The following is a 22,676-nucleotide window of genomic DNA, read 5'->3' on the forward strand; positions in this document are numbered from 1 at the left end:
CCACAACCACACATGAGAACAGCGCCGGCTCATAACCGGCCCCCATTCCACAGGTCATCCGGCGGATAGTGGCCTCCCTGCGGCATCTCCGCCTCGGAATCACGGCTGGGCTTGTCAAACGGGTGCTCAGCCTTAAAACCATGGACCTCGCTTCCACTCAAAGCCTCCGCCAGCGGCGAGCGCCCACCGCCAGCGGCTTTCAGGCCGTCCAGCATCATCTGGTACTCTGCGATGTCCCGATCCAGGCAATGAGACGTGCGGTGATCGGTGGCGGGTATGCGCTCGCTGATGCGGTGTGCGAGCGCCGGGCGGATGGTATTGAGGAGGATGCGCAGGCTGGATACGTCCATGTGCTGGTGGCTTGTGTTTTCGAGCAGGCCTGGCATGGTTTGGTCCAGCCATTTGGTGTCGAAGTGGACGCTTGACCCTGCCGGATGCAGGATGGCTTGTTTGGTTTGGCGGCGGAGCCAGGCTGCGAACATGCGTTGGGCTGAGGCTTGTTTGAGTCCGGTTCGGCTTTCTTCCAGCAGCCTGTTGTCCCTGTGTGTGCGCTGTGCCCATGCCGACGGCCCGTCTGTGTAGGTCCGTCGGGGGGCGATGACTGTGTGCAGGCTTGTCTTCACTTGCTTGGCCTGCAGGTCCGTCACCCGCATCTCCATCTCCAGGAGCAGATCGGAGACCGGGTTCAGGCCGGTGGTTTCCACGTCGATCCATAGCAGTCGGTGCGGCAGGTTGCTTCGATGGTTGCCGCTCATGCGATCTCCTTGAGTTCGTCTGTTCGGGTGGGCAGTCCCAGCTGTTCCAGGGCTTGGTCCGGGGTGGTTCCTGTGTTCAGCAAGTCGGCCAGGTGGCAGCCCAGGTCGACGTCCGGGCTTTCGCCGTCCTCGCAGCGCAGCAGGTCCCGCACGTGGGCGCACTTCCAGGTGTGCTTGTGTGGCTTGGCGGGGATAGCGTCGGCTGTGGCCGGCAGGCCCGGGGTGGCTGCCTGTCGCTCGTCGCGCAGGCTCTTGGCGCGCTTTGTGATCCATGAGGCGAACGCGGCGTCCAGGTCCCGGTAGCCGTAATGCCGGATGCCTTTGGCTTTGATGGCGTCGCGGAACTCGGCCTCCAGGTCCGGCACGTCCACGAAAGGCAGACCGCGCTCCCGGAGCTCCACCGCCCGCTGGTAGCAGGACGGCGACGGATGCCACGCATCCACGTCGGGCCAGTGACCATCATCATCGGAGGGGGAGGGGTTCTCTTTTTCTCTCTCTTTTTGGTTTTTGGTTTTAGGTTTTAGGTTTGTTTCCGTTACTTGCCTGTTATCGGGACTGTTACGTAACGCGTTACTGTCGGCGTTATCCTTGCGTTGTTTTGCCCGGTGTTTGGCTTGTCGCTTGGCGTTTGACGTCTTCATCTGTTCGATTTCCTCTCGTGAGTTCTGCGATTCCAGGTAGTCATGCACGCACGCTCCGTCTTCGGTTTCGTCCCACAGGCCGAGCTCGAACATGCGTTCTTTCTGTCGTTTTTTCACTCCCAGCAGCTCAGAGATCGCGTAATCGGAGATCCGGCCGTCGGTGAGCTTGTCGCTGCAGAAACTGATTGAGATGACCCACAGGGCGAACTCCTTGGGATATTCCTGCGCGATGCGCCGCATCTTTTCGTTCGTCCACAGGTCGTTGCGCAACTGCGCGAAGCCGCCCTTCATGACCGGGCATCCTTGAAACGCGCAGGTGTGAACGGGGCGGTGGGCATCGTGTCGTGCTGGAGCGCCTGCCTGTCGGCGTCGGCAGCCCACTGTTCATCCGTCACCGTGCGCATGCAGGCCTCGCCCCGCACGTGCCTGCCATTCATATCCTCGCCCGTAAGGCTTTCGCACCGTTTGCTCATGATTGCTCCTCTGTAGGCTCCTCCCCGTCCTGCGGGCGCGGTCCGGGTTCCTGTTCGTCGTGGTTCCTGCCGGCGGCCCAGGCGATGCCTATGGCTGCCGCCAGCAGGATGATGGCTGCTATCGTCTGCTTCACGAGCTCTCCTTGTATGGGTGGGGGTGAGACCTGGAGGTTTCCGCGGAAAGTCTCCCTTTCTCCCAGGCCTTGGCTTTGACCTGGCCGAGCCAGCGGTCGAAGGCATGCCAGGCGCTCATGCCGCCGTCGCGGTCGTAGTATTCGTGGACCGCCCAGCGGATCTGGTGCTTCTCCAACGGCAGCACGCGGGGCTCAGAACTCGGGTTGTCCATCGTCGCTCCCGAACCCGCATCCGTCTCCGGCTCCCTGGAATCCCGGATCGCTGTGGGCCCTTGTCACCTGGACGGTGGACCTGAGCAGGCTGGGGCCCAGGTCGTCCACGGTCATCTCGATCACGGTGCGCTCCGTCCCGTCCTTAGCGGTGTATGAGCGTTGGGAGAGCCTGCCGGTGGCGAGAACCGCGCTGCCCTTGTCAAGGCTGGCCGCGATATGCTCGGCCAGCCCCTCCCAGGCGGTGCAGCGCAGGAACACGGTCTGTCCGTCCTCCCACTGTTTCGACTGCCTGTTGTAGGCCCGGGGCGTGGAAGCGATGGTGAACCCCGCCACCCGTTTGCCTGTTCCCGTCGTACGCAGCTCGGGGGCCGCGGTCAGGTTGCCGTGCACGCTCACGGCTGCTTCGTTAATCATTCGATTCCTCTTTCCATTCGATGCCCTGGCGCATCAGGTCCAATCGACGCCACATCACCAGGTCGCTCTTTGACAAGGCCGCCCGGAAGGACGGGTACCGGCAGAAATGCACCAACAGGCGCTCAACCGCGCTCACGCCAGCACCTCTCCAACGCCGTCGACAGGCCCGTGCCCCTGCGGGAGCGTCGGGCTCTGGACAGCCAGAGCGCTTTGGCCCGTGACTGCTGCACCAGGTAGCGCGACTCGGCGGCCATCCTCCTGCTGCGCTCGCCGGCCCACGCGCAGCTGGCCACGGCGATGGTGTCGGCCACCTCGTCCAGGAAGGCATCGACCTGATCCGTGTCGTAGCCCTCACGCAGGCGATGGGTATCGAACTCCTTGTCATGCACATCCTTGGGTGTCAGCATTCGTCGCCTCCCTCCGCGGTGCCCTGGCGCAGGGCGCTGGCCTTGTACGCCCGTACCACAGCCGGGTCGTACCTGACGGCTCGGCCCAGCTTGTAGTACTCGTGCAACTCCCGGCCTTCGAACCGCCACAGGGCGAGGGTCTTGACCGGGATCCCCAGGTATTCGGAAACCCGTCGGGGAGACCATGGCGTCTCGGCCCCAGAGCGTTCAATCGTCCTGGCTTCCATTGCGCACCTCCTTCGCTTCTGCCATGCCGGCGCGTGTCAGCCGGTAGCGCGAGCACCTGCCGCCAGCCTCGCTGCGGCCTCCCTGGTCCGCGACCTCCACCAGGCCCAGCCGGCACAGCTCGGACAGGCGCGTGCGGATCGTGGACTCGCCCAGCGGGCGGGCCTGCGGGCGACACCGTTCATGGATCCTCTGGGCCTTGCGATCCACCCGCCACGCCTCGACAGGTGCGGCGTTGTGCCGACGCAGTTCCAGCAACGCCTCAAGGGTCAGCCGCTGCTTCTCCTTGGTCTTCACCCGGCCGGCCGCCTCGAAGCTGGTGGACGGGTCACCCTCACGGGTGGGGGCTACCAGCAGATCCTCTATCGTGGGTTGCCTCAAGCGCACAGCTCCCACCTCCCCAGTCCGTACCAAGCCAGGGCCAGGCCGGCGACGGCTGCCGCCAGGTGCGCCAATGAGAGCACACCCTTGGTGAGCGCGTACGTCAGCCACGTCGACCCCCAGCCTGCGAGCAGCAGGCCGGCCGACCCTGCCAGCAGAAACAGGAACGCTTTCATCGCCGTTCCTCTTCGATAAGCTGTGCCGCAGGCCCGCGGAAGCTTATTTCGGTTCTCCTGTTCCCGTCGGTGGATGGCCGGTTCTTCAGTAGAGCCTGCTCGTCCGCGTCGCCGCGCTGGTAAGAGCAGGAGGGCTATTAGTTCCTTTTTGTGGACGAGCAGGTTCGTCATCGACATGGCCTGCCTGAGCTTTTCCATGCGCTGCCTTGGCTTGGCGGGTATACAGTTGCCGGACATTGGAATAACCAACTTTCTTGTCTATGAATCCGCTGTGCCACCAGTGGCTTCTTTTTTTCTGTAACGAGTGAAACCGGGGCGGAGGGGGAAGAAACCGCCCCGACGGTCCCCTAAGATGGATTGCAAAGCCGCATATCGGGTGCGGTTCTCACCAAAGGGGAAGCGTGATAGAAGTGGCCATGAACTCAGCTACATACCTGCTGCAGTATTTCCTTGACGAAGAGGAAGCAAGCGATATCGACGTGTTTAAATTCGCCGACTTATCGGCCGCTATGGCGGAAGTTGACGAAACATTATCGGCCGCGGCATTCGGTGGTGACAAGGAGGCGGGTTCTGCAGTCAATTGCTTGTCGGCTCTCTGGGCGTATCTTGTGGAAGCCTTCAATCGGAATACGAGGGCAGGAGTCACTAAGATCAAGCAGGGGGCTGTCTCGTTGAGCAACGAGTGCGAGATGGCATTGCGGATAGCGGAACGGCTGCTTGGGGACAAGGTGAACAGGTATCCACAAGAGCGCCGTGACAGTGTGCAGGAGCTCGTCAATACTCTGCCTGATGCTCTGAAACCGCTTTCGATCCCGTCGGAACTGAAACGGTACGTGCTTCTCCTTGCACATGAAGTCCAAATAGCCTTAGCCTTATACGATACGACCGGTGACTTTAAGCTTGACGATGCGTTTTCCAGGCTGCAGTCAGCGCTATTCGTTGTGGCTACTTCTTCAACCGAACTGGAGCAGCACAACGGTTTCATGAGTTTTTTGAAGGACAAGCTCCTTCCATGCATAACCGCCGTCTCACTTACCTTGGGCGTTCCCCAGGCAGCTATTAATGACATCAATTTGTTTACTCCTCAGATTGGGCAGTCAAATCAGCAATCATCTGCTGAAAAACATCAGCCCGATACTCGTCCAACTGCTCCCGAGTCGGAGACTCCGACCGCTCAGCAATGACGATCTGCCTCGTCAAGCCGTGAAGATTTGCGAGTACTTTAAAAAAGACGTTCGATGCAGTGTCGAACTGATGACCTTTATATTTAGGCATAGCCAAACCTTTCATCCTTGCTCCTCTTTCGCGAACGTCGGCTGCTTAGTGCGATGACCGATTGAGACAATGAGGGCACCTACGCAAAGGAGGGAGGTGAGGGAATGCAGCGAGATCCTATTGACTCGGCGAAGGATGCCCGGGAGGCCGCGCAATTTGGAAACACTCAGCGAGCGCTGGTCGCGTTGGCTGATGCCGTGCAGGGCATAGCCGAGTACCAGAGGTATATACGTAACGACCAGTTGAAGATTAAGAAGGCGTTGAATATCCCCTGATATGTGTCTCTTGTCGTTCATCGAGGAGAGCTTCATCTCCCGGTGGACGACGTTCTGCACTGCACCCAGCATGGCGGGGTGCTGCCTCTCGAACTCTTCTGCCGACATGGGGGCGTCCACAGTCCGATTGTTTCCCGGTTCGTCATTGATGGTATTTCGTACACCGGCGAGCGCGCCGGTTGATTCCTTGGAGAGCGGCTTTCCCGCCGTTTCCTGGTAAACCTGTGCCATTACTCCTCCTCTTCTGAGAGCGCCGATGATGCCGGAGACTCCCCGTCGCAGTCATTGAGTGCTTCGCATGGATCAACGCCGACTGCTTTCGACAGCTGTATGAACTTGCTGAGCATCATGTCGCCGGCTTCAAACCGGGCGTTCAATGTGGGCCTGGCTATGTGCAGCGCTGATGCCAGTTCAGTTTTGGATTGCTCGTTTATCAGTGCCTTTTTGCGAAGCACGTCTATGGCCCGAGCAGCAAGTTTGTAAGAGCTTTCTAACATGATGCCTACTGTAAGAACTTTCTTTCACAATGTCAAACGCGCGTTGCGATTTGTAAAAAAGCTGTTACATGTCTAATCTTATTGCCATGGCAAAGTATGCGAGCGTTTGGACGCTGACTGATATCACGGTTATGAGGCTTATTTCAGAAAAGCGAGATGAGTCACCGTTTCAAATATCAGACCGCGCGCTCGCACGTGCCATTGACGTAAGTGCACCAAGAGTCAGTGACCTTTTCAATTGCAGGCATGGTTCGCCTTCTTTGCGTGAGTTTATAGCGCTGTGCCAAGTCTTCAATCTCAATCCAGCCTCAACCCTAGAGAAAGCACTGGAGCTAAGTCGGCGAACCGAAGAACAGGAGAGTAGAGCAGCGAGGCTGGATCAGGTTGCGGCTCATCCAGAAGATTTCGATATCGCGGCTCTGCACGATCCGAATGCGGCAATGGAAAGGGAGACTCCACGAGATTGAGATTCAGAGGGAGAAAGCGGGCATGAGACATCCTGATATAGCTGAATTATTGCGCGAAGCAATGATGCTTCAAGTCAGGGTTGAAGAGCGCGCACTAGTCCCGGATTTATGCGGATTCTACTGGGACGAGAACCGCACGATTATGCTGAACGACTGCCTTCCCGACTGGCAATACCGCTGCACCCTCTGCCACGAGCTCGTGCACGCCAAACACCGCGACTCGGGTTGCGGACTGGCCGGCGCAAAAGGCGAGCGCCGGGCCCGTAAGGAGACAGCCTTGCGCCTCGTGGATCCAATAGAGTATGCGAGCGCCGAGGCCACATATGACGGTGACATGTTTTTAATAGCCTCGGAGCTGGGCGTTACCGTCCAAGTCATCAATGATTACAGAATGTGGCTCGACAACAACGTCAGGGCCTGACGAGAGGGAGAACAGATGAAGACTGGAATACGCGCTCGCGGTATCGTGGCCGTGATTGGGGCTTTGATGATGGTGCTGAGCCTGTCCGCCTGCGACACGCAGAAGGAGGTGCCTGACGTGACGGGGAAAAGCTTCTCGGAAGCCACCGCGACTTTGTCGAAGGAAGGGTTCACGTACGATGCCAAGGATGGGACCGACCGCATCGCATTCGATGGCACAGTCACGGGTCAGGACCCCAAGGGGGGCACCAAGACCGATGATACGAAAGTGAAGCTCACGGTGAAGAGCTCCATGGATGAGTTCCGTGAGAAAAACGAGCAGCAGCAGAAGGAAACGGCTGAGAAAAAGGCGCAGCAGCAGAACACGCCCGCTCCCAGCGCAGAGAAGTCCACATCGGGTGGTCTTACCCAGACATACGCCCTGTTGGCTTGCAGGCAAAGAGGTAAGCAGGAGTTCCCTTACGGGTTCAAACCGCATTTCATAACTGATGCGGCTGAGCCGATATGGTCGCCAGACAGCGTGCTGCTCCAGTTCGGGGCCACGGTGAAGAACGAGTACAACGCGAAGCGTGACGTGATCGTGAACTGCAATGTGCGCGGATCCAACGACAAACCGGAAGTGTTCGGCTGGACGGCCCAGTAGGCAAAACATAAATGCCCCGTCTGCACTGCCATGCGACGGGGCGGTGAGAACAAATCGAGAGACATGCCTCACGCTACATTCTAGCGTCGGGGCGGAATGGAGCGAACCATGGCGAGTGTGAGCACGTACCAGACGGCCAAGGGCCGGCGGTACATGGTCCGGTATCGGACCCCGGACCACAGGCCCACCATCAAGCGGGGATTCACGCGCAAGAAGGATGCGGAGCTGTTCGCAGCCAAACTGGAGACGGACCTCAACGACGGCACTTTCGTGGATGTTTCCAAAGGCCGCAGGACGGTGGGGGAGCTGGCCCCCGCGTGGCTGGCGAAGAAGAGGATAGCGGTCAAGGCCAGCTACTACTACACGCTTGAAACGGCTTGGAAAGTGCATGTGAAGCCCAGGTGGGCGAGACGCTCCATCCGCTCCATCAAACGCAGCGAGATACAGCGGTGGGTGGCCGGCCTGTCCACGGGCGACGAGGGCCGGCCGAAGAGCGCCAGCGTCGTCATCCGGGCATACGGCATCCTCGCCGGCATACTGGACGATGCGAAGGCTGACAGGCTGCTCGCCGAGAATCCGGCCCGCGGGGTGACCCTGCCGAAGCGCCGGCGCAAACCCCACATTTACCTCACCGAGCGGCAGCTGTACGCCCTTTCGGACGCCTGCCTGATACCTGGCAGGAACAGGAACGCCGACCATGAGCGCTTCCAGCGCTCAGTGCTGGTGCTCGTGCTCGGGACCACCGGCATGAGGTGGGGCGAGTGCATCGGCATGCGCATAGGCCTGGTGGACTTCCGCCGGCACCGCATGCAGGTCAGGGTGTCCGCAACGGAAGTCGACGGCAGGATGGAGGTGGACGTGCCCAAGACCGGCAGCGAGCGCAGCGTGGTGTTTCCCGCCGTCCTCGACGACAGGCTGCACCGGCTGATCGGCGGGCGTGGCCCTGACGAGCTGTTGTTCACGGGGAGCTTCCATGGCTACGCGAAGTCGGTGTCGCCGAAGGATGGCGGCAAGTGGTTCGCCCGTGCGTGCGATGCGGCCGGGTTGGAGCGGATGACCATCCATGACCTGCGGCACACGGCGGCCAGCCTGATGGTCAAGAGCGGGGCGAACGTGAAGGCCATCCAGCGGCAGCTGGGGCACACGTCGGCCGCGATGACCCTGGATGTGTATGCGGATCTCTTTGACGAGGACCTGGATTCGGTGGGGGAGTCGATGAACGAGCTGCTGCTGCAAAGTGCGCTCAAAGTGCGCTCAAAATCGGTTTCACCGGTTGCGTGATGTGTCCTGAACGTTGAAATCCCGGCCCTTTCGGACCGGGATTAATCGTGGAGCTAGGGGGATTCGAACCCCCGACCTTCTCCATGCCATGGAGACGCGCTACCAGCTGCGCCATAGCCCCGTGCTTGCCTTGCTTGGTGAAGCCTTGCTTATAGTACACCGGGATTGGCGAATGGAGCAACTCAGTGTGTTGCCCCGGAATTGCAGGGATTGTGAGCTATTTGATGGATTTTATCCTCGAATGGTCTTGAGGCATTCCTGAGCTTGCAAGTGCGCTAGCATGATGAACAAGGGGCGACCAAGGGGGTCGGCAGCAACGGAAAGGCGGCGGACCATGACCGGCAAAAACGATGCCGAAGTGCGGGTTGAAAAGCGGAACGAGAACCATCCTGGGGACCAGCTCATCATCAACTGCCTGCCCTTGGACCAGAGTGAACGACAGGAATTCCTCCAGGCGGCTCCAGGCGTTCGTCAGGAGTTCATTGTCGACACGGACATGCGGCAGAGCATGCATTGGCTCATCGATGTCCCTGAATCCCTCCGGTCGGAGGCCACGATCATTTTGGGTAATCCGCCGACCGAGCAGGTGGTTGCCTGCCGTAACCTGGTCTGGCTGCAGACCAGCAGCGCGGGTGTGGATGCCTACATGAAACCGGGGGTTCTGCCTCCGGACGCCATGTTGACCAGTGCCTCAGGCGCTTACGGGCAGTCGGTCTCCGAGCACATGTTCGCCATGATGTGGGCTCTGATGAAGGACCTGCCGGCCTACCGGGACAATCAGCGTTTGGGCCGTTGGGAACCTCGCGGGGCCGTCCTTTCGCCGCATGGCTGCCAGGTCCTGGTTTTAGGCACAGGGGATATCGGAACCTCCTTCGCTCGTCTGGCCAAGGCCGTAGGCGCTCGTACCATCGGCATCAGGCGCCATCCCGACCAGCCGGTGGAGGGGTTCGACCGTCTGGCTGGTTTTGATGATCTGGATGCCCTGCTGCCTGAGATGGATGTAGTGGCCCTGGCCCTGCCTTCAACGCCGCAGACCCGGCACATCATCGATGACCATCGTCTTGCATTGATGAAGTCCACCGCCGTGCTGATCAACGCGGGCAGGGGAGATGCCGTGGACTGCATGGCTCTGGCCCAAGCCCTGGATAATGACGGCATTTTCGGTGCAGGTCTGGATGTGACCGAACCGGAGCCCCTGCCTGAAGACCACCCACTCTGGAGGCAACCACGCTGCCTGCTCACCCCGCATGTGGCCGGGGGAGCCCACCTGCCCTCCAACATGGACAAGGTTCGGGAAATCTGCCTGGATAACCTTCATCGATTCATGGATGGCAGGCCCCTGCGCAACCGGATGAGGTGACCGCTGTGTCTACAGAGCGAAACCGCAGCGGCCGCCGTCATCGGCGGACAATGGTTCTGCGGTGGGCGGCCGTCCTGCTGGCGCTTGCATTGATTGTGGCGGGCTCCTTGGCCCTGGCTGGCAGGCTGGTGGGCGTCGGGCCTGCTCGCCATTCAGACAATCAAAACTCCTCAGCAAACGGCCCCAGGACCGCTTCTCACGGCCCGGCCGGGTATTCTCCAGAGCAGACCGCGGCCCATTCGCCTCTGACCTCGCCTGTGGACTACAACCATGACGGCGTGGATGACTACACGGCCATGGTGCGTGGAGCCCATCAGGAGGCCCGCCGCCATCCTCATTATGACAGCGGCTACTACCAGGGCGGCTATCCCCCCGATGACCGCGGCGCCTGCACCGACGAGATCTGGAGGGCCTTCCGGCAGGCCGGCTACGATCTGAAAGCCATGGTCGACGCCGACATCGCCTCGTCTCCTGGGGCCTACGCCGGAGTGATCAACAGCCCGGATCCGAACATCGACTTCAGGCGGACCAACGTCCTCGGCGTATTCCTGTCCCGGCATGCCCAGCGTCTGACCAACGACACTGCGGCCACCGACCAGTGGCAGCAGGGCGACATCGTCATCTTCGACACCTCCTGGCACATCGGCATGGCCTCCGACAGAAGGGACAGCCGGGGCATTCCCCTGCTTCTGCACAACATGGGCCAGCGCGACAGGGAGAACGACTACCTGGGCTCGCCGGGCCACCGTCCCATCACCGGGCATTTTCGCTTCGACGCCTCCAAGATCCAACCTGCCGTCCTGCGGCCATGGCGGGGATGACCGGGGACTACCCTGCGGAATTGAACACGGCGGCAACTGGTTATCTGCTACTATCGGTTCGGCCAGAAACGTCGGCCAGGTTTGAGCACGAGAGGCGGTGATGGCGATGATGAGAGTATTCAGCACCATGAACGGGCAGATCGAGCAGATCGGCAAGGCTTCCAAGGGCTCATGGATATGCTTATCGGCGCCCACCGATGTAGAGCTGGCCAACGTCTCCCAGGCCACCGGCATCGACCTGGCTGACCTGCGTGCCCCCTTGGACGATGAGGAGCGCTCGCGTGTGGACGTGGAGGACGAGTACACCATGGTCATCGTCGATATTCCCCGGGCTGAGGAACGCGACGGCCGGGACTACTACGAGACCATCCCCCTGTCCATCATCGTCACCGAGGATCTGATCGTCACCGTCTGCATGCAGGACACCGTCCTGCTCCACCCCTTTATGGAGGGCACCATCCGGGGTTTCAACACCTTCATGAAGTCCCGCTTCATCCTGCAGATCCTCTACCGCAACGCCACCCTCTACCTGCGCTACCTGCGCATCATCGACCGCGAGTCGGACCGGCTGGAGCTCAAGCTGCGCCACTCCATGCAGAACCGCGAGATTCTTATGCTGCTGGAGCTCAACAAGACCTTGGTCTACTTCGCCACCAGCCTCAAGTCCAACGAGATCGTCCTGGAGAAGCTGACCGGCCTGGAGCGGATCAAGCGCTACCCGGACGACGAGGACCTTCTGGGCGACGTGATCACCGAGAACAAGCAGGCCATTGAGATGGCCAACATCTACTCAAGCGTGCTTTCAAACATGACCGACGCCTTCGCCTCCATCGTCTCCAACAACGTCAACAACGTCATGAGGATCTTCACCATCATCTCCATCAGCCTGTCGGTGCCCACGCTGATCTTTTCCATGTATGGCATGAATTTCAACCAGGGCATGTTCGGCATGCCCTTCACCGACAAGCCCTGGGGCTTCGCGGTCGTGGTGATTCTTTCGGGTCTGGTGACCGCCTTGGTGACCTGGTTCCTGACGCGCTCGAGAATGTTCAAGTAGGGGCCGATCATGTTTGCACGCAGGATTGCGGCGGCTCTGCTGGCACTGGTTCTGGCGGTGCCCCTGAGCGGGTGCGGCCGTCAGGAGGATCGCTACCGGGCGGGTTCCATCGGGCCCAAGATCAGCGTGGGCATCTCCTTCGACCAGCCCGGGCTTGGATTCGCCCAGTCCGGCCAGTACCGGGGTCTGGATGTGGATGTGGCCCAGTACGTGGTCCACGAGCTGGGATACGCCGAGTCGCAGATCGTCTTCCGCCAGGTGAAGCCTGCAGACCGCGAGCGCATGCTCGAACAAGGCCAGGTGGACATGGTCGTGGCCGGCTACTCCATCACCCGGGATCGGCAGAAGCTGGTGGATTTCGCCGGACCCTACCTGGCTGCAGGGCAGGACCTGCTGGTTCGTCGAACCCAGAATGACATCGCCGGGGTGGAGGATCTGGCCCAGAAGCGGGTCTGCGTGGCAGCGGGGTCCACCTCCGGGGCCCTGGTGCGCTCGCTGGCACCCCAGGCCCAGGTCCAGGAGCGGGAGGAGTTCCCCGAGTGCGTCACGGCCCTGCTCAGCGGGGACACGGATGCCGCCAGCGGCGACGATTTTGCCTTGGCCGGCCTGGCTCATGTTCGCGGCGGTGGCCAGCTGCGCCTGGTCGGCAAGCCCTTCTCCAACGAACATTACGGCATCGGCGTGCCCCACGGGGATCCGGAGCTGGTGGGCGTCATCGACCAGGCCCTGAAGAGGATGATGCGGGACGGCTCCTTCAAGGCCGCCCTGAGCCGGGCCTCCAGGTCCATCGGCTATTCCATTGATGCCGCCGCCCGCACGCTGCGGCCCGGCGATCGCTGAGCAAGGCTTCCGCCAGGATGACGGATGCTGGACACTGGCTCGGCCGTGTCCATGTGAATGGCGATAATTCACCATATGAACGCGAATGAAGACAGGGATCATCAGCAGACCCAGGAATCCGATCAGCCCAAGTTCCGCTACGATGCCGCCATGGCTCAGACCATCGAGGAGCACTGGCAGCAGCGCTGGGACAAGGAGGGCACCTTCTGGGCCGCCAACACCAAGGGCGACTTGACCGATGCCCAGGGCGATCATGCTGGGGGCCGCAGTCCCTACTTCGTCATCGACATGTTTCCCTATCCCTCGGGCAAGGGCCTGCATGTGGGCCACCCCCTGGGCTACATCGCCACCGACGTGGTCAGCCGCTACCACCGGATGAAGGGCGAGAACGTCCTGCACGCCATGGGCTACGATGCCTTTGGCCTGCCCGCCGAGCAGTATGCGGTCCAGACCGGCCAGCATCCCCGGGTCACCACCGAGCAGAACATCGCCAACATGCGCTGGCAGCTGCACCGGCTGGGGCTCAGCTTCGACGACCGCCGCTCCTTCGCCACCATCGATACCGACTATGTGCGTTGGACCCAGTGGATCTTCTCGCGCATCTACGAGTCCTGGTACGACCCCCACTACCGTCGAGCCGACGGGGGGACGGGCTCGGCCAGGCCTATCAGCGAACTGGTCGAAGCCTTCAAGTCCGGCAGCAAGGCCATCCCTGGCCATCCCGACGCCTCCTGGGATGATTTGGACGATGCCGAGCGCTCCGAGGTGCTCAACGACTTCCGCCTGGCCTACATCTCGCGCTCGCCGGTCAACTGGTGCCCCGGGCTGGGCACGGTCCTGGCCAACGAGGAGGTGACCGCTGAGGGGCGCTCCGAGCGCGGCAACTACCCGGTCTACCAGCGTGAACTCAAGCAGTGGTCCATGCGCATCACCGCCTACGGTCACCGGCTTCTGGAGGATCTGGACATTCTGGACTGGCCCGAAAAGGTCAAGCTCATGCAGCGCAACTGGATCGGGGAGTCGCACGGGGCTTCGGTGGACTTCACCGTGCCCAGCCCTGACGGCGATCAGACCATGGAGGTCTACACCACCCGTCCCGATACGCTTTTCGGCGCCACCTTCGCCGTGGTCTCTCCCGAGCACGACCTGCTGCAGCACCTGCCCCAGGAGTGGCCTGAGGATGTGCCTGAACAGTGGAAGGGCGGCTATGCCACTCCAGCGGAGGGCGTGCAGGCCTATCGACGGGCCGCCGAGGCCAAAACCGCCAAGGATCGCGTGGACGAGGGCGGGGCCAAGACCGGCCTGTTTACCGGGCTGTACGCTCTCAACCCCATCACCGGGGCCAAGCTGCCTATCTTCACCGCCGACTACGTGCTGATGGACTACGGCACTGGAGCCATCATGGCTGTGCCAGGCGGCGATCAGCGCGATTACGACTTCGCCGTCAAGTATGGCCTGCCCGTCGTCTATACGGTCAGCCCGCTGGATGATTCCGGACAGACCCTGGACGACTATCGAGGCAAGGCGCCTTTCGTCTCCCACGACGGCATTGTGGTCAACTCTTCGGTCCATGCCACTCAGGCCGTTGGCGACCCGCTCAGCCTGGACGGTCTGCGGGTTGACCAGGCCATTGAGAAGGTCACTGAATGGCTGGAGTCTGCCGGGGTGGGTCATGGGACGGTCTCCTACCGGCTGCGTGACTGGCTCTTCTCCCGTCAGCGCTACTGGGGCGAGCCTTTCCCGGTGGTCTATGACGACCAGGGCCTGCCCCACCTGCTGCCCGACGACCAGCTGCCGGTGGCCCTGCCGGACGTGCCTGACTATTCGCCCAAGACCTTCGACCCCGAGGATGCCCAGTCCAGTCCCGAGGCACCGTTGAGCCGCAACCAGGACTGGGTGAACGTGACCCTGGACTTGGGCGACGGCCCCAAGGTCTATCACAGGGACACCAACACGATGCCCAACTGGGCCGGTTCCTGCTGGTACTACATGCGCTACATCGATCCCAAGGATGACCAGCACATGGTTGATCCGGAGGAATACGACTACTGGCTGGGGCCCAGGCACAATGCCACTGCCGGTGAGTCGGGCGGCGTCGACCTCTACGTGGGCGGCGTGGAGCACGCCGTGCTGCACCTGCTCTATGCCCGATTCTGGCATAAGGTCCTCTACGATCTGGGTTATGTCTCGTCCAAGGAGCCCTTCCACAAACTCTTCAACCAAGGAATGATCCAGGCCTACGCCTACACGGACCAGCGCGGCCAGTACGTGCCCGCCGCCGAGGTGGAGGAGCATGAGGAGGGCGGCAAGGTCAGCTACACCTGGCAGGGTCAGCCGGTCAACCGTGAGTTCGGCAAGATGGGCAAGAGCCTCAAGAACATCATCACTCCGGACGACATGTACCGCACCTACGGGGCCGACACCTTCCGCCTCTACGAGATGAGCATGGGACCCCTGGACGAGTCCAGGCCCTGGAACACGCGCAACGTGGTGGGCGGCATGCGCTTCCTGCAGCGGCTCTGGCGCAACGTGGTGGACGAGCAGACAGGTGAGGTGGTCCTGGACGAGGGTGAGCCCGACCAGAAGACCCTGAAGCTGCTCAACACCACCATCCACGACGTGACCGTGGAGATGGAGGCCATGCGTCCCAACACAGCCATCGCCAGGATGATCGTGCTCAACAATCATCTGACCGGGCTGAATCCGACGCCCAGGGCAGCCATCGAGCCACTGGTGCTCATGCTTTCGCCCATCGCCCCACACATCTGCGAGGAGCTCTGGAGCCGACTGGGTCACAAGGAATCCCTGGCGCATGCCCAGTGGCCGACCTGGGATGATCGCTATCTTGGCGAGGACACGGTCACTGCCGTGGTCCAGATCAAGGGCAAGGTCCGCGGCAAGCTGCAGGTCAGCCCCGACATCGCGCCCGACCAGCTCGAGGCCATGGCCCTGGCACTGCCCGCCGTTCAGGAGCGGCTTGGCGGCAAGGAGCCTCGCAAGGTCATCGTCAAGGCGCCCAAGATCGTTTCGGTCGTGCCGGCCTGATCCTGCACTGCCCGCAGCCAGGCTGTGGACAGGAGATGACCTTCGACCACATAGCCCCTCGACCTCATATCGGGGGGCTTTTTCATGCCAGGCTGGGTCCATGAGCATCAACATCACCCAGCCGCCGGCACCGCCCTTGCAAGCTCTGGCTCTGAATCAATCTGCCCGGTCAGAGGGGTCAGCCGAAGGCATGGCCGAATCCCAGACTCGGCGTAATCGGCCCGTCTGGTCGTTTACCCCGCTTCAGGCCTTGACAGCCATTCTGATGCTGGTGGTTGCCCTTGCTGTCAGCCTGACTCTGCTGGTCCAGCAGGAACGGGCGCTGGCTGCAGGAGTAGCAGTCGACGGATCCGGGGGCATGTCATCGACTCCAGCAAACGGCGATGCCAATAGTGCTGCACGCCGAAGCAAGCATGTTTCAGGAAACGTTCCCAGTCGGAACACCCATGGTGACGAAGGCAGCGAGCATACTGACTCGGTCTCAGATTCCGCTCAGCATGGTGAAAGGGCGGGCAATCCCTCTGCTGCTCCGGCCACCAGCACCTCCGCGGGAACAGTAGATCAGACTGGACGAGTGAATCTCAATAGCGCCAGCCAAGAGGATCTGGAGAATGTCAAGGGAATCGGACCGGTCACGGCAGCAAAAATACTGGAGCATCGTCGTGCTATCGGCGGTCGCTACGCCTCGGTCGATCAGCTTTTGGATGTCCCCGGCATCGGTGCCAAGACCCTGACCCGATTACGCCCATATCTGGTGGCGCAATGATGGCCGGCCGGGCAGGAGATCGTCCTGCTGCTGATCGAGAAAACGGCAATCGCAATCTTCGTATGCTCCCCGCTGCCTGTCTGGCCTGGGCGATTGCCCTGCTGGTTCCGTGGCTTCTGGACCGCATCATGGGCGGATCCGTGGCCGGGCCAGCCAAAAGCGGCGGCTGGTCCAAGACGGCAGGGGAGTCCAGAGGTGGCATAGCTGGTGGGGGCACGGGCATGTCGGTCTGGTTGATGCCGCTTGTCTTGGCGCTTCCATTACTCATAGCTATGGTCCTGCTTGCCTTCAAACTCGTTTGCTTGGTCGCTGCAGAGAACTCCGATTGCAAGGGTCAGGTATTGCGTCACCCCTCTCGCTCATGCCCACGAAACCGCCTGCCCCAAGGTTGTGAGTCTCCGTGTATCCCCACCGTGCCGACCTTGGCATCCACTTGGTTTGGTCCTCGGAAACTGCCGACCTTGGCTGTCTTGGCTGCGGTGGCTCTGACTGCAGCATTTGCCGCCGCAGTCGGTCATGAGTCAGCGCGCAGCGGGCCGGCAGCCCGGCAGATCCGTCAGGGAAAAGCGCTGGCCGAGATTCGCGGCCGGGCTGTGGGCCCTATGAGTGCATCCTCTCGGCGAGGCTGGGACTGTCAGGCGGAGATCAGGCTGCGATGGGTGACTGTGGCCGGGGTACGCATGCCTTCCGATGAACGGATCATGCTCTTCGCTCGAAGCCGATCATGCCTGCTGCAACAGGGCGGGCAGTATCGTGCGCGGGGCCGCTTGGAGCCCTCTGCTTACGGCCGTCCTATTCCCTGGCTGGCTGTGGAAGACGGGGCGAAAGAGGTCGAGCCGCCAGACCCCTGTAGACGATTGATCGCCCGTATGCAAAGGGCCTTTCTCGAACAGACCGGCAGACTGGACGATCAGGGAAGGATCCTGGTGCCGGGTTTGACCATGGGCATCCTGGGCAACCAGGCCCTGCCCGGATCGGATGGATCCCTGGGCAGACCGGCAGTGGAGCCCGCCTATGCAACCCGTCTGACCCAGGACTTCCGGGCATCGGGCATCCTGCATCTGATGGCTGTCTCCGGCGGGCACTTCATGATCCTGGCCTCGCTGCTGGTGAGGATCATGCGAGCCCTGCGCTCGCCGCCCTTGCTGATGGCCTTGGTTTTGTCTGCCGCCTATCTGGGTTTGGGCATGCTGATGGTTCCCGGGGATTCAGTCTTGCGAGCTCAGGCCATGGGGCTTCTTTCGGCATTGGCTCTGGCCGCCTGCCGGCCTGCCCAGTCATTGAACACGCTGTCCTGGTGCGTCCTGCTGGTTCTGATCCTGCGACCTTCCATGGCTGCCAGCTTCGGCTTCGCGCTCTCTTGTGGAGCCGTGCTGGGCATCGGCCTGGGTGACCGGCGGTTGTCGGCCCTCCTTGAGGATCATCTGCCGGCATTTCTGGCACGTCCATTGGCCACGACCCTGTGCGCCCAGGCCGGTACGCTGCCCGTGCAGGTGCTGATGAGTCCTGGGTTGCCTCTACTGGCTCCACTGGCCAACCTGCTGGTCACTCCTGTGGTCGACGCTGCCACAGTGACCGGTCTGCTGGCACTGCTCACCTCCTGGCTCTGGCCTCCAGTGGGTCTGTTGCTGGCCCGACTGACCTCCCTGGGTACGGGAGTCATGGCTTTTGCCGCCACCTGGCTGGGCGAAGCGGCTGCTCCGGCGGCCTGGCCACCGGGGCCGGTCGGTAGCGCCTGCCTGGTTGGTCTGGGTCTCATGGCCATCATCGATCATCGGCTGATTCGATTCATCCGTGCTCGGGGGCGGGTTCATTCATGGTCGGCTGCGGCAGCGGCGAATTCGGGGGTTCCCTTCCGGCCGTCGGCTTGGGTGTCCATCAAGGGCTGGCTACGGCAGACCTATGGCCTTCTCGCCCAGATGGTCTTCAAAAATGACCGAGGGTAATGTCCAGCGATGAAGGGAGATTTGAGTCATGACCAAAGCTCAGCAGGAGAACCCTTCCGTCCATCTGGTGGTCGGCGGCGATCCCTTCCTCAACGCTCAGCGTTTCAAGGAGCTGTGCGCGCAGGCATGCGCCGCCCATCCGGACAGCGAATACATCGAGCTGGACGCGGCCGACTGCGACGCTTATGCTTTTCAGGAAGCGGTCGGACCCTCCCTGCTCAGTCAGACGGCTGTGGTTTGTCTGGATGATCTGCAGGCGGCTGATGAAGCCCTGAACCAGGCCCTGATCGATTTCTGCCGTGAGAGCGCAGGGGCCGGATCCAGCATCGTCATCGCACGTCATGACGGGGGCAACCGGGGTCGTAGGCTTCTGGACCAAATGGCGCGGGCCGGAGCGGTGACGGAGCGGATGCCGGATCTGAAGAAGTTCGACGACAAGGTCGACTTCGTCTACGGGCGTTTCAAAGCCCATCAGCGCCGCATCCAGCCACGGGCGGCCCAGCGCCTGGTTGATGTCCTGGGCGAGCGCACTCCGGAACTGGCTGCCATGTGCTCCCAGCTCTGCTTCGATTTCGACCAGGATCCCATGACCTTGGAGATCGTCAACCGTTATCTGACCGATAACCCGGCTGTATCCGGTTTCGCGGTGGCGGACAGGGCCCTTGCCGGCAGGCCGGCCCAAGCCGTCGTCGCTCTGCGTACAGCCCTGGAGCAGGGCAACGAACCCGTCTCCCTGATTGGCGTACTGGCCCTGAAGCTGCGGACGCTGGGCAAGGAGGCGGCCATCGAGTCGGGATCCATTACCACAGCCGAGGCCAAGGCCGCCTACTGGCAGTTGCGGGAGGCCAAGAGACAGCTGCATGGATGGACCTCCGCCGGCCTGGCGGCCTGCATCGAGGCCTTGGCCCAAGCTGATGAGATCAGCAAGACCAGCAGCGGCGACGCCCGCTATGCCCTGGAACGGGCAGTGGAGCTGATCGCCGCCAAGGGAAGGACATTGGCATGAGCCTGCAGGTCAGTGCCCGGCAACAGGATGGATTTGAACTGGCTGTGCCTACAGGCGAGGACATGCAAGGCCTGGGCAGAAACCTGGCCTCGTGTCTGCAAGGCGGGGACGTGATCCTCCTGTCCGGGCCTCTGGGGGCGGGCAAGACCACGCTGGCCCAGGGGCTGGGCCACGGACTTGGAGTGGACGGCCCTGTGGTCTCGCCCACCTTCACCATCGCAAGAGAGCTGCATGGCCATCTGTCCGACGGCTCGCCGGTTACCCTGATCCACGTGGATGCCTACCGGCTGGGTGGACAGGGCTATCTGCCTGGCGAGGATGCCGTGGATCGGCTCCTGGACGAGCTGGAGTCCCTTGGTCTGGATGAGGAATTGGAAGACCCCGGCCAAAGGACCATCATTCTGATGGAATGGGGCGAGCAGATGGCCTCTGCCCTGGCCGATCAACGTCTGGAAGTGACCATCGACCGACACGTGGATCCCCGGGAAGATCCTGAGGCGCCACCCAGCTCCCAGGGTCAGCGTATGGTACGTCTGCGTGGAGTGGGTCCGTCATGGGCCAATAGAATGGATCAGCTGAGAAAGGCGATGACGGCATGAGCGGGACCGATACGTCCCTTTTGGTGATCGATACCTCATATGGCTCGACTGTGGGGCTGCCAGGGCGGGAACCGTGCATCGAGACCGACTCGCGCTCGCACGTTGAACGCCTCCAGGTCAATATCGCCAAGGTCATGGACCAGGCTGGGCTGTCTGCAGACGATCTGCGGACCATCGTAGTGGGACTGGGGCCTGCGCCTTTCACCGGTCTGCGGGCAGGCATCGTCACCGCCAAAGCCCTGGCGTTCGCCACGGGTGCCCGTCTGCTGGGACAGGACATCCTGGAGCCGCAGGCCCGCTATGCCTACAGCAGGTTCAAGCGGCAGGGCCAAGACCATGCACGGCTTCTGGTTCTGGCTGTCAACGATGCTCGACGGCGGCAGCTCTATTACCGTCTCTTTGACGACTTCGGTGGCGCAGAGGCTCCGGCACGGCCGCTGACCGAAATGAGCATCGACTATCCGGCGGCTATTTGTGAGAAGATCGCGGCCATTGCGGAAGAGCGGGAGTCTGTGGATCAGGACCCTGTCACTCTGGTCATCAGCGGCCATGGAGCCACCCGCTATGCCGACCAGTGGGAGCGTCTGGATCAGCATTCCGATATGCGGGTTGTGCTGGACGAAGGATCCTTCCTGGAGGATCGGACACGGGGGACAGGCCTGATGGCTGCTTGCGCTACCAGACGTGCCCAGCATGGGCTGATCGACCCGGTGGAGCCACTGTATCTTCGCCGGCCGGATGTCTCTGTGCCCAATCCGCTTAAGCATGTGGCAGTCCAATCATGATTCGCGGGGCGGTCTTGGAGGACCTGGACCGGTTGGTTGATCTAGAGGCTCGCGTCTTCGGCGACCAGGCCTGGAGCCGGCAGGAGCTGCGGTTCGAGTTGTCTGCGCCTTCACGCACCTACCTGGTATGGGAAGACCAGGGTGCCATACTGGGCTACGGAGGCTATTGGTCAGGCGAAAGGGATGCCGAGCTGATGACTATCGGGGTGCTGCCGGAAGCCCGGCATCGGGGTATTGCAGGATCTCTGCTGGCCAGGATAATTACCGGAGCCGATCGCGAGGGTCTGCAACGTATGAACCTGAAGGTCCGCGTAGACAACCCCGTGGCCATTGACCTCTACAAGGACTTCGGCTTCTCACAGACGGGTCTGTGCAAGGGCTACTATCAGCCTGAGGATGTTGACGCCTGGGCTATGACCAGACCTTTAAGTTCGGTTGGACCGGGTCCGGTGGGTTTTGTCAGCAACAAGCTTTCGGAGGGACAGGAAAGGATCATTGACCATGAGTGAGCCCCTGGTGCTGGGCATCGAATCCACCTGCGACGAGACCGCTGCCGCCCTGGTCCAGGGCAACCGACTGCTGTCCAACGTGGTCGCATCCTCCATGAACGAGCACGCCCGCTACGGCGGCGTTATACCTGAGATCGCCTCGCGGGCACACGCTGAGTCCTTTGTGCCGGTCGTCTCCAAGGCCCTGAAGGACGCGGACATGGACCTGTCCCAGGTGGATGCCATAGCGGTCTCGGCTGGTCCTGGACTGGCTGGATGCCTGGCTGTAGGCGTTTCCGGTGCCAAGGCGCTGGCTTGGGTGGCGAAAAAGCCCTTGTATGGCATCAACCACGTCATAGGACACATAGCGGTCACCCAGCTCCAGTTTGGCCCCTTCCCTCAGAATGCCCTGGCCCTGATCGTCTCCGGCGGCCACACCTCACTGCTGCATGTGGATGATCTGGCGCGATCGGTCCAGGTGGTGGGCACCACCTTGGACGACGCGGCGGGAGAGTGCTTCGACAAGATCGCCCGTCTGCTCGGCTTCCCCTATCCGGGCGGCCCCCACATCGACCGCCACGCCCGTCTGGGCGATCCTCATGCCATTGCCGTGCCCCAGGGGCTGACCAAGGGCCGGGCCGGAGCCGAGCATCCCTATGACTTCAGCTTCTCCGGGGTCAAGACGGCCGTGGCTCGATGGGTCGAACGCAGACAGCAGGCCGGGCTCGACATTCCCGTGGATGATGTCTGCGCCTCCCTGGCTGATTCCGTGGCCACCGTCCTGTCCCGCAAGGCCATGGCCGCCTGCCACAGGTTCGACACGGATACCCTGATTGTCGGCGGCGGGTTCTCGGCCAACTCGCAGCTGCGTGGCAAGCTCCTGGAGTTCGGCGACCAGGAGGGCATCAAGGTCCGCATTCCCAAGATCAACCTGTGCACGGACAACGGCGCCATGGTGGCCATGCTGGGCGTCAATCTGGTCCAGGCCGGACTGGCTCCCTCTGCTCCTGACTTCTCCATCGATTCGGCCATGCCCATGGACAGGATTCTCATGTGATCGACACGCCAAGTTGTCGTATACGAGAGTCCTGACTATAGTATGGTAATTGTGTTCAGCGAGAGTTGAACGGGACATTCCCGCATAGCTCAGTTGGCAGAGCGTTCGACTGTTAATCGAAATGTCGCTGGTTCAAGCCCAGCTGCGGGAGCTTCCAACCGCCGGTTATCCGGCGGTTTTTTTATTTTTCATTTGTATTGTGCGATCAATACAACGAATGCAAGACCCG

30 protein-coding genes and 2 tRNA genes are annotated in these 22,676 nt (G+C 61.7%); 18 read left to right on the forward strand and 14 right to left on the reverse strand.

Annotated elements, in window-relative coordinates; translation table 11 throughout:
• Positions 1-29: 29 nt before the first annotated feature.
• From ACUIAG_RS01660 to ACUIAG_RS01710, 11 genes are read right to left on the reverse strand one after another with little or no spacing between them, the layout of a single operon-like run.
• The gene (locus ACUIAG_RS01660) at positions 30-755 is read right to left on the reverse strand and encodes a hypothetical protein (protein WP_445339948.1); all 726 of its coding nucleotides are present in this window, start codon (positions 753-755) and stop codon (positions 30-32) included.
• Positions 752-1,687, reverse strand: a complete 936-nt coding sequence (locus ACUIAG_RS01665) for a hypothetical protein (RefSeq protein ID WP_445339949.1) — start codon at positions 1,685-1,687, stop codon at positions 752-754. The genes ACUIAG_RS01660 and ACUIAG_RS01665 overlap by 4 nt, the downstream gene beginning before the upstream one ends.
• A complete protein-coding gene (locus tag ACUIAG_RS01670; protein ID WP_445339950.1) occupies positions 1,684-1,869 on the reverse strand; it encodes a hypothetical protein in 186 nt (61 codons plus the stop codon). Before ACUIAG_RS01670 ends, ACUIAG_RS01665 begins: the two co-directional genes overlap by 4 nt.
• Positions 1,866-2,003: a hypothetical protein gene (locus ACUIAG_RS01675; protein ID WP_445339951.1), complete on the reverse strand. Its 138-nt coding sequence runs from the start codon at positions 2,001-2,003 to the stop codon at positions 1,866-1,868. Before ACUIAG_RS01675 ends, ACUIAG_RS01670 begins: the two co-directional genes overlap by 4 nt.
• A complete protein-coding gene (locus tag ACUIAG_RS01680; protein WP_445339952.1) occupies positions 2,000-2,215 on the reverse strand; it encodes a hypothetical protein in 216 nt (71 codons plus the stop codon). Before ACUIAG_RS01680 ends, ACUIAG_RS01675 begins: the two co-directional genes overlap by 4 nt.
• Positions 2,196-2,630, reverse strand: coding sequence for a single-stranded DNA-binding protein (ssb, locus tag ACUIAG_RS01685; protein ID WP_445339953.1), 435 nt, complete (start codon positions 2,628-2,630; stop codon positions 2,196-2,198). The genes ACUIAG_RS01680 and ssb overlap by 20 nt, the downstream gene beginning before the upstream one ends.
• Positions 2,623-2,766: a hypothetical protein gene (locus tag ACUIAG_RS01690; protein WP_220237233.1), complete on the reverse strand. Its 144-nt coding sequence runs from the start codon at positions 2,764-2,766 to the stop codon at positions 2,623-2,625. Before ACUIAG_RS01690 ends, ssb begins: the two co-directional genes overlap by 8 nt.
• Positions 2,753-3,037, reverse strand: coding sequence for a DivIVA domain-containing protein (locus ACUIAG_RS01695; protein WP_445339954.1), 285 nt, complete (start codon positions 3,035-3,037; stop codon positions 2,753-2,755). Before ACUIAG_RS01695 ends, ACUIAG_RS01690 begins: the two co-directional genes overlap by 14 nt.
• On the reverse strand, positions 3,031-3,264 hold the full coding sequence (locus ACUIAG_RS01700) for a hypothetical protein (protein ID WP_445339955.1): 234 nt from the start codon (positions 3,262-3,264) through the stop codon (positions 3,031-3,033). Before ACUIAG_RS01700 ends, ACUIAG_RS01695 begins: the two co-directional genes overlap by 7 nt.
• Positions 3,245-3,643 carry a hypothetical protein gene (locus ACUIAG_RS01705; protein ID WP_445339956.1) on the reverse strand — a complete coding sequence of 133 codons (399 nt, stop codon included), beginning with the start codon at positions 3,641-3,643 and terminating at the stop codon, positions 3,245-3,247. The genes ACUIAG_RS01700 and ACUIAG_RS01705 overlap by 20 nt, the downstream gene beginning before the upstream one ends.
• Positions 3,640-4,017 carry a hypothetical protein gene (locus ACUIAG_RS01710; RefSeq protein ID WP_445339957.1) on the reverse strand — a complete coding sequence of 126 codons (378 nt, stop codon included), beginning with the start codon at positions 4,015-4,017 and terminating at the stop codon, positions 3,640-3,642. The genes ACUIAG_RS01705 and ACUIAG_RS01710 overlap by 4 nt, the downstream gene beginning before the upstream one ends.
• A gap of 203 nt (positions 4,018-4,220) precedes the next feature.
• On the opposite strand from ACUIAG_RS01710, the gene ACUIAG_RS01715 reads away from it, so the two are divergent.
• Positions 4,221-5,003 (forward strand): hypothetical protein, encoded by a 783-nt coding sequence (locus tag ACUIAG_RS01715; protein ID WP_445339958.1) that lies wholly within the window; start codon positions 4,221-4,223, stop codon positions 5,001-5,003.
• 102 nt (positions 5,004-5,105) lie between these two features.
• Here the strand turns inward: ACUIAG_RS01715 and ACUIAG_RS01720 are convergent, their stop codons facing one another.
• Both ACUIAG_RS01720 and ACUIAG_RS01725 read right to left on the reverse strand, forming a co-directional pair.
• A complete protein-coding gene (locus tag ACUIAG_RS01720; RefSeq protein ID WP_445339959.1) occupies positions 5,106-5,600 on the reverse strand; it encodes a hypothetical protein in 495 nt (164 codons plus the stop codon).
• Positions 5,600-5,866 (reverse strand): hypothetical protein, encoded by a 267-nt coding sequence (locus ACUIAG_RS01725; RefSeq protein ID WP_445339960.1) that lies wholly within the window; start codon positions 5,864-5,866, stop codon positions 5,600-5,602. Before ACUIAG_RS01725 ends, ACUIAG_RS01720 begins: the two co-directional genes overlap by 1 nt.
• A gap of 68 nt (positions 5,867-5,934) precedes the next feature.
• Here ACUIAG_RS01725 and ACUIAG_RS01730 point away from each other — a divergent pair, with 68 nt between their 5' ends.
• The 4 genes from ACUIAG_RS01730 to ACUIAG_RS01745 all read left to right on the forward strand — a co-directional run bounded on the left by ACUIAG_RS01730 (position 5,935) and on the right by ACUIAG_RS01745 (position 8,677).
• Positions 5,935-6,333, forward strand: coding sequence for a hypothetical protein (locus ACUIAG_RS01730; protein ID WP_445339961.1), 399 nt, complete (start codon positions 5,935-5,937; stop codon positions 6,331-6,333).
• Between the two features lie 22 nt (positions 6,334-6,355).
• Positions 6,356-6,754 (forward strand): ImmA/IrrE family metallo-endopeptidase, encoded by a 399-nt coding sequence (locus ACUIAG_RS01735; protein WP_445339962.1) that lies wholly within the window; start codon positions 6,356-6,358, stop codon positions 6,752-6,754.
• A gap of 15 nt (positions 6,755-6,769) precedes the next feature.
• A complete protein-coding gene (locus ACUIAG_RS01740; RefSeq protein ID WP_445339963.1) occupies positions 6,770-7,396 on the forward strand; it encodes a PASTA domain-containing protein in 627 nt (208 codons plus the stop codon).
• Between the two features lie 108 nt (positions 7,397-7,504).
• Complete coding sequence (locus ACUIAG_RS01745) at positions 7,505-8,677, forward strand: tyrosine-type recombinase/integrase (RefSeq protein WP_445339964.1); 1,173 nt, start codon at positions 7,505-7,507, stop codon at positions 8,675-8,677.
• A gap of 48 nt (positions 8,678-8,725) precedes the next feature.
• On the opposite strand, the gene ACUIAG_RS01750 is transcribed toward ACUIAG_RS01745, so the two are convergent.
• Positions 8,726-8,798, reverse strand: a tRNA-Ala gene (locus ACUIAG_RS01750).
• Between the two features lie 213 nt (positions 8,799-9,011).
• Here ACUIAG_RS01750 and ACUIAG_RS01755 point away from each other — a divergent pair.
• The 13 genes from ACUIAG_RS01755 (at position 9,012) to ACUIAG_RS01815 (ending at position 22,598) form a co-directional block, all read left to right on the forward strand.
• Positions 9,012-10,037, forward strand: coding sequence for a D-2-hydroxyacid dehydrogenase (locus ACUIAG_RS01755; RefSeq protein WP_445339965.1), 1,026 nt, complete (start codon positions 9,012-9,014; stop codon positions 10,035-10,037).
• A 5-nt stretch (positions 10,038-10,042) separates the two neighbouring features.
• The gene (locus ACUIAG_RS01760) at positions 10,043-10,858 is read left to right on the forward strand and encodes a DUF1287 domain-containing protein (RefSeq protein ID WP_445339966.1); all 816 of its coding nucleotides are present in this window, start codon (positions 10,043-10,045) and stop codon (positions 10,856-10,858) included.
• 106 nt (positions 10,859-10,964) lie between these two features.
• A complete protein-coding gene (locus ACUIAG_RS01765) occupies positions 10,965-11,915 on the forward strand; it encodes a magnesium transporter CorA family protein (protein ID WP_445340349.1) in 951 nt (316 codons plus the stop codon).
• A 9-nt stretch (positions 11,916-11,924) separates the two neighbouring features.
• Positions 11,925-12,755: a glutamate ABC transporter substrate-binding protein gene (locus ACUIAG_RS01770; protein WP_445339967.1), complete on the forward strand. Its 831-nt coding sequence runs from the start codon at positions 11,925-11,927 to the stop codon at positions 12,753-12,755.
• Positions 12,756-12,830: 75 nt separating this feature from the next.
• Positions 12,831-15,800: a leucine--tRNA ligase gene (gene leuS / locus ACUIAG_RS01775; RefSeq protein ID WP_445339968.1), complete on the forward strand. Its 2,970-nt coding sequence runs from the start codon at positions 12,831-12,833 to the stop codon at positions 15,798-15,800.
• Positions 15,801-15,900: 100 nt separating this feature from the next.
• On the forward strand, positions 15,901-16,566 hold the full coding sequence (locus tag ACUIAG_RS01780; protein ID WP_445339969.1) for a ComEA family DNA-binding protein: 666 nt from the start codon (positions 15,901-15,903) through the stop codon (positions 16,564-16,566).
• A 461-nt stretch (positions 16,567-17,027) separates the two neighbouring features.
• Positions 17,028-18,512: a ComEC/Rec2 family competence protein gene (locus ACUIAG_RS01785; RefSeq protein WP_445339970.1), complete on the forward strand. Its 1,485-nt coding sequence runs from the start codon at positions 17,028-17,030 to the stop codon at positions 18,510-18,512.
• A 28-nt stretch (positions 18,513-18,540) separates the two neighbouring features.
• Positions 18,541-19,518 (forward strand): DNA polymerase III subunit delta, encoded by a 978-nt coding sequence (gene holA, locus ACUIAG_RS01790; protein ID WP_445339971.1) that lies wholly within the window; start codon positions 18,541-18,543, stop codon positions 19,516-19,518.
• Positions 19,515-20,117, forward strand: coding sequence for a tRNA (adenosine(37)-N6)-threonylcarbamoyltransferase complex ATPase subunit type 1 TsaE (gene tsaE / locus ACUIAG_RS01795; protein ID WP_445339972.1), 603 nt, complete (start codon positions 19,515-19,517; stop codon positions 20,115-20,117). The genes holA and tsaE overlap by 4 nt, the downstream gene beginning before the upstream one ends.
• Entirely contained in the window at positions 20,114-20,902 is a 789-nt protein-coding gene (gene tsaB, locus ACUIAG_RS01800) for a tRNA (adenosine(37)-N6)-threonylcarbamoyltransferase complex dimerization subunit type 1 TsaB (RefSeq protein ID WP_045924353.1), read from the forward strand. Before tsaE ends, tsaB begins: the two co-directional genes overlap by 4 nt.
• Complete coding sequence (gene rimI / locus ACUIAG_RS01805; RefSeq protein ID WP_445339973.1) at positions 20,899-21,411, forward strand: ribosomal protein S18-alanine N-acetyltransferase; 513 nt, start codon at positions 20,899-20,901, stop codon at positions 21,409-21,411. The genes tsaB and rimI overlap by 4 nt, the downstream gene beginning before the upstream one ends.
• A complete protein-coding gene (gene tsaD / locus ACUIAG_RS01810) occupies positions 21,404-22,447 on the forward strand; it encodes a tRNA (adenosine(37)-N6)-threonylcarbamoyltransferase complex transferase subunit TsaD (protein WP_445339974.1) in 1,044 nt (347 codons plus the stop codon). Before rimI ends, tsaD begins: the two co-directional genes overlap by 8 nt.
• Before the next feature lie 78 nt (positions 22,448-22,525).
• Positions 22,526-22,598, forward strand: a tRNA-Asn gene (locus tag ACUIAG_RS01815).
• Positions 22,599-22,676: the final 78 nt, after the last annotated feature.

It is taken from the genome of Bifidobacterium sp. ESL0825, from assembly GCF_052606465.1.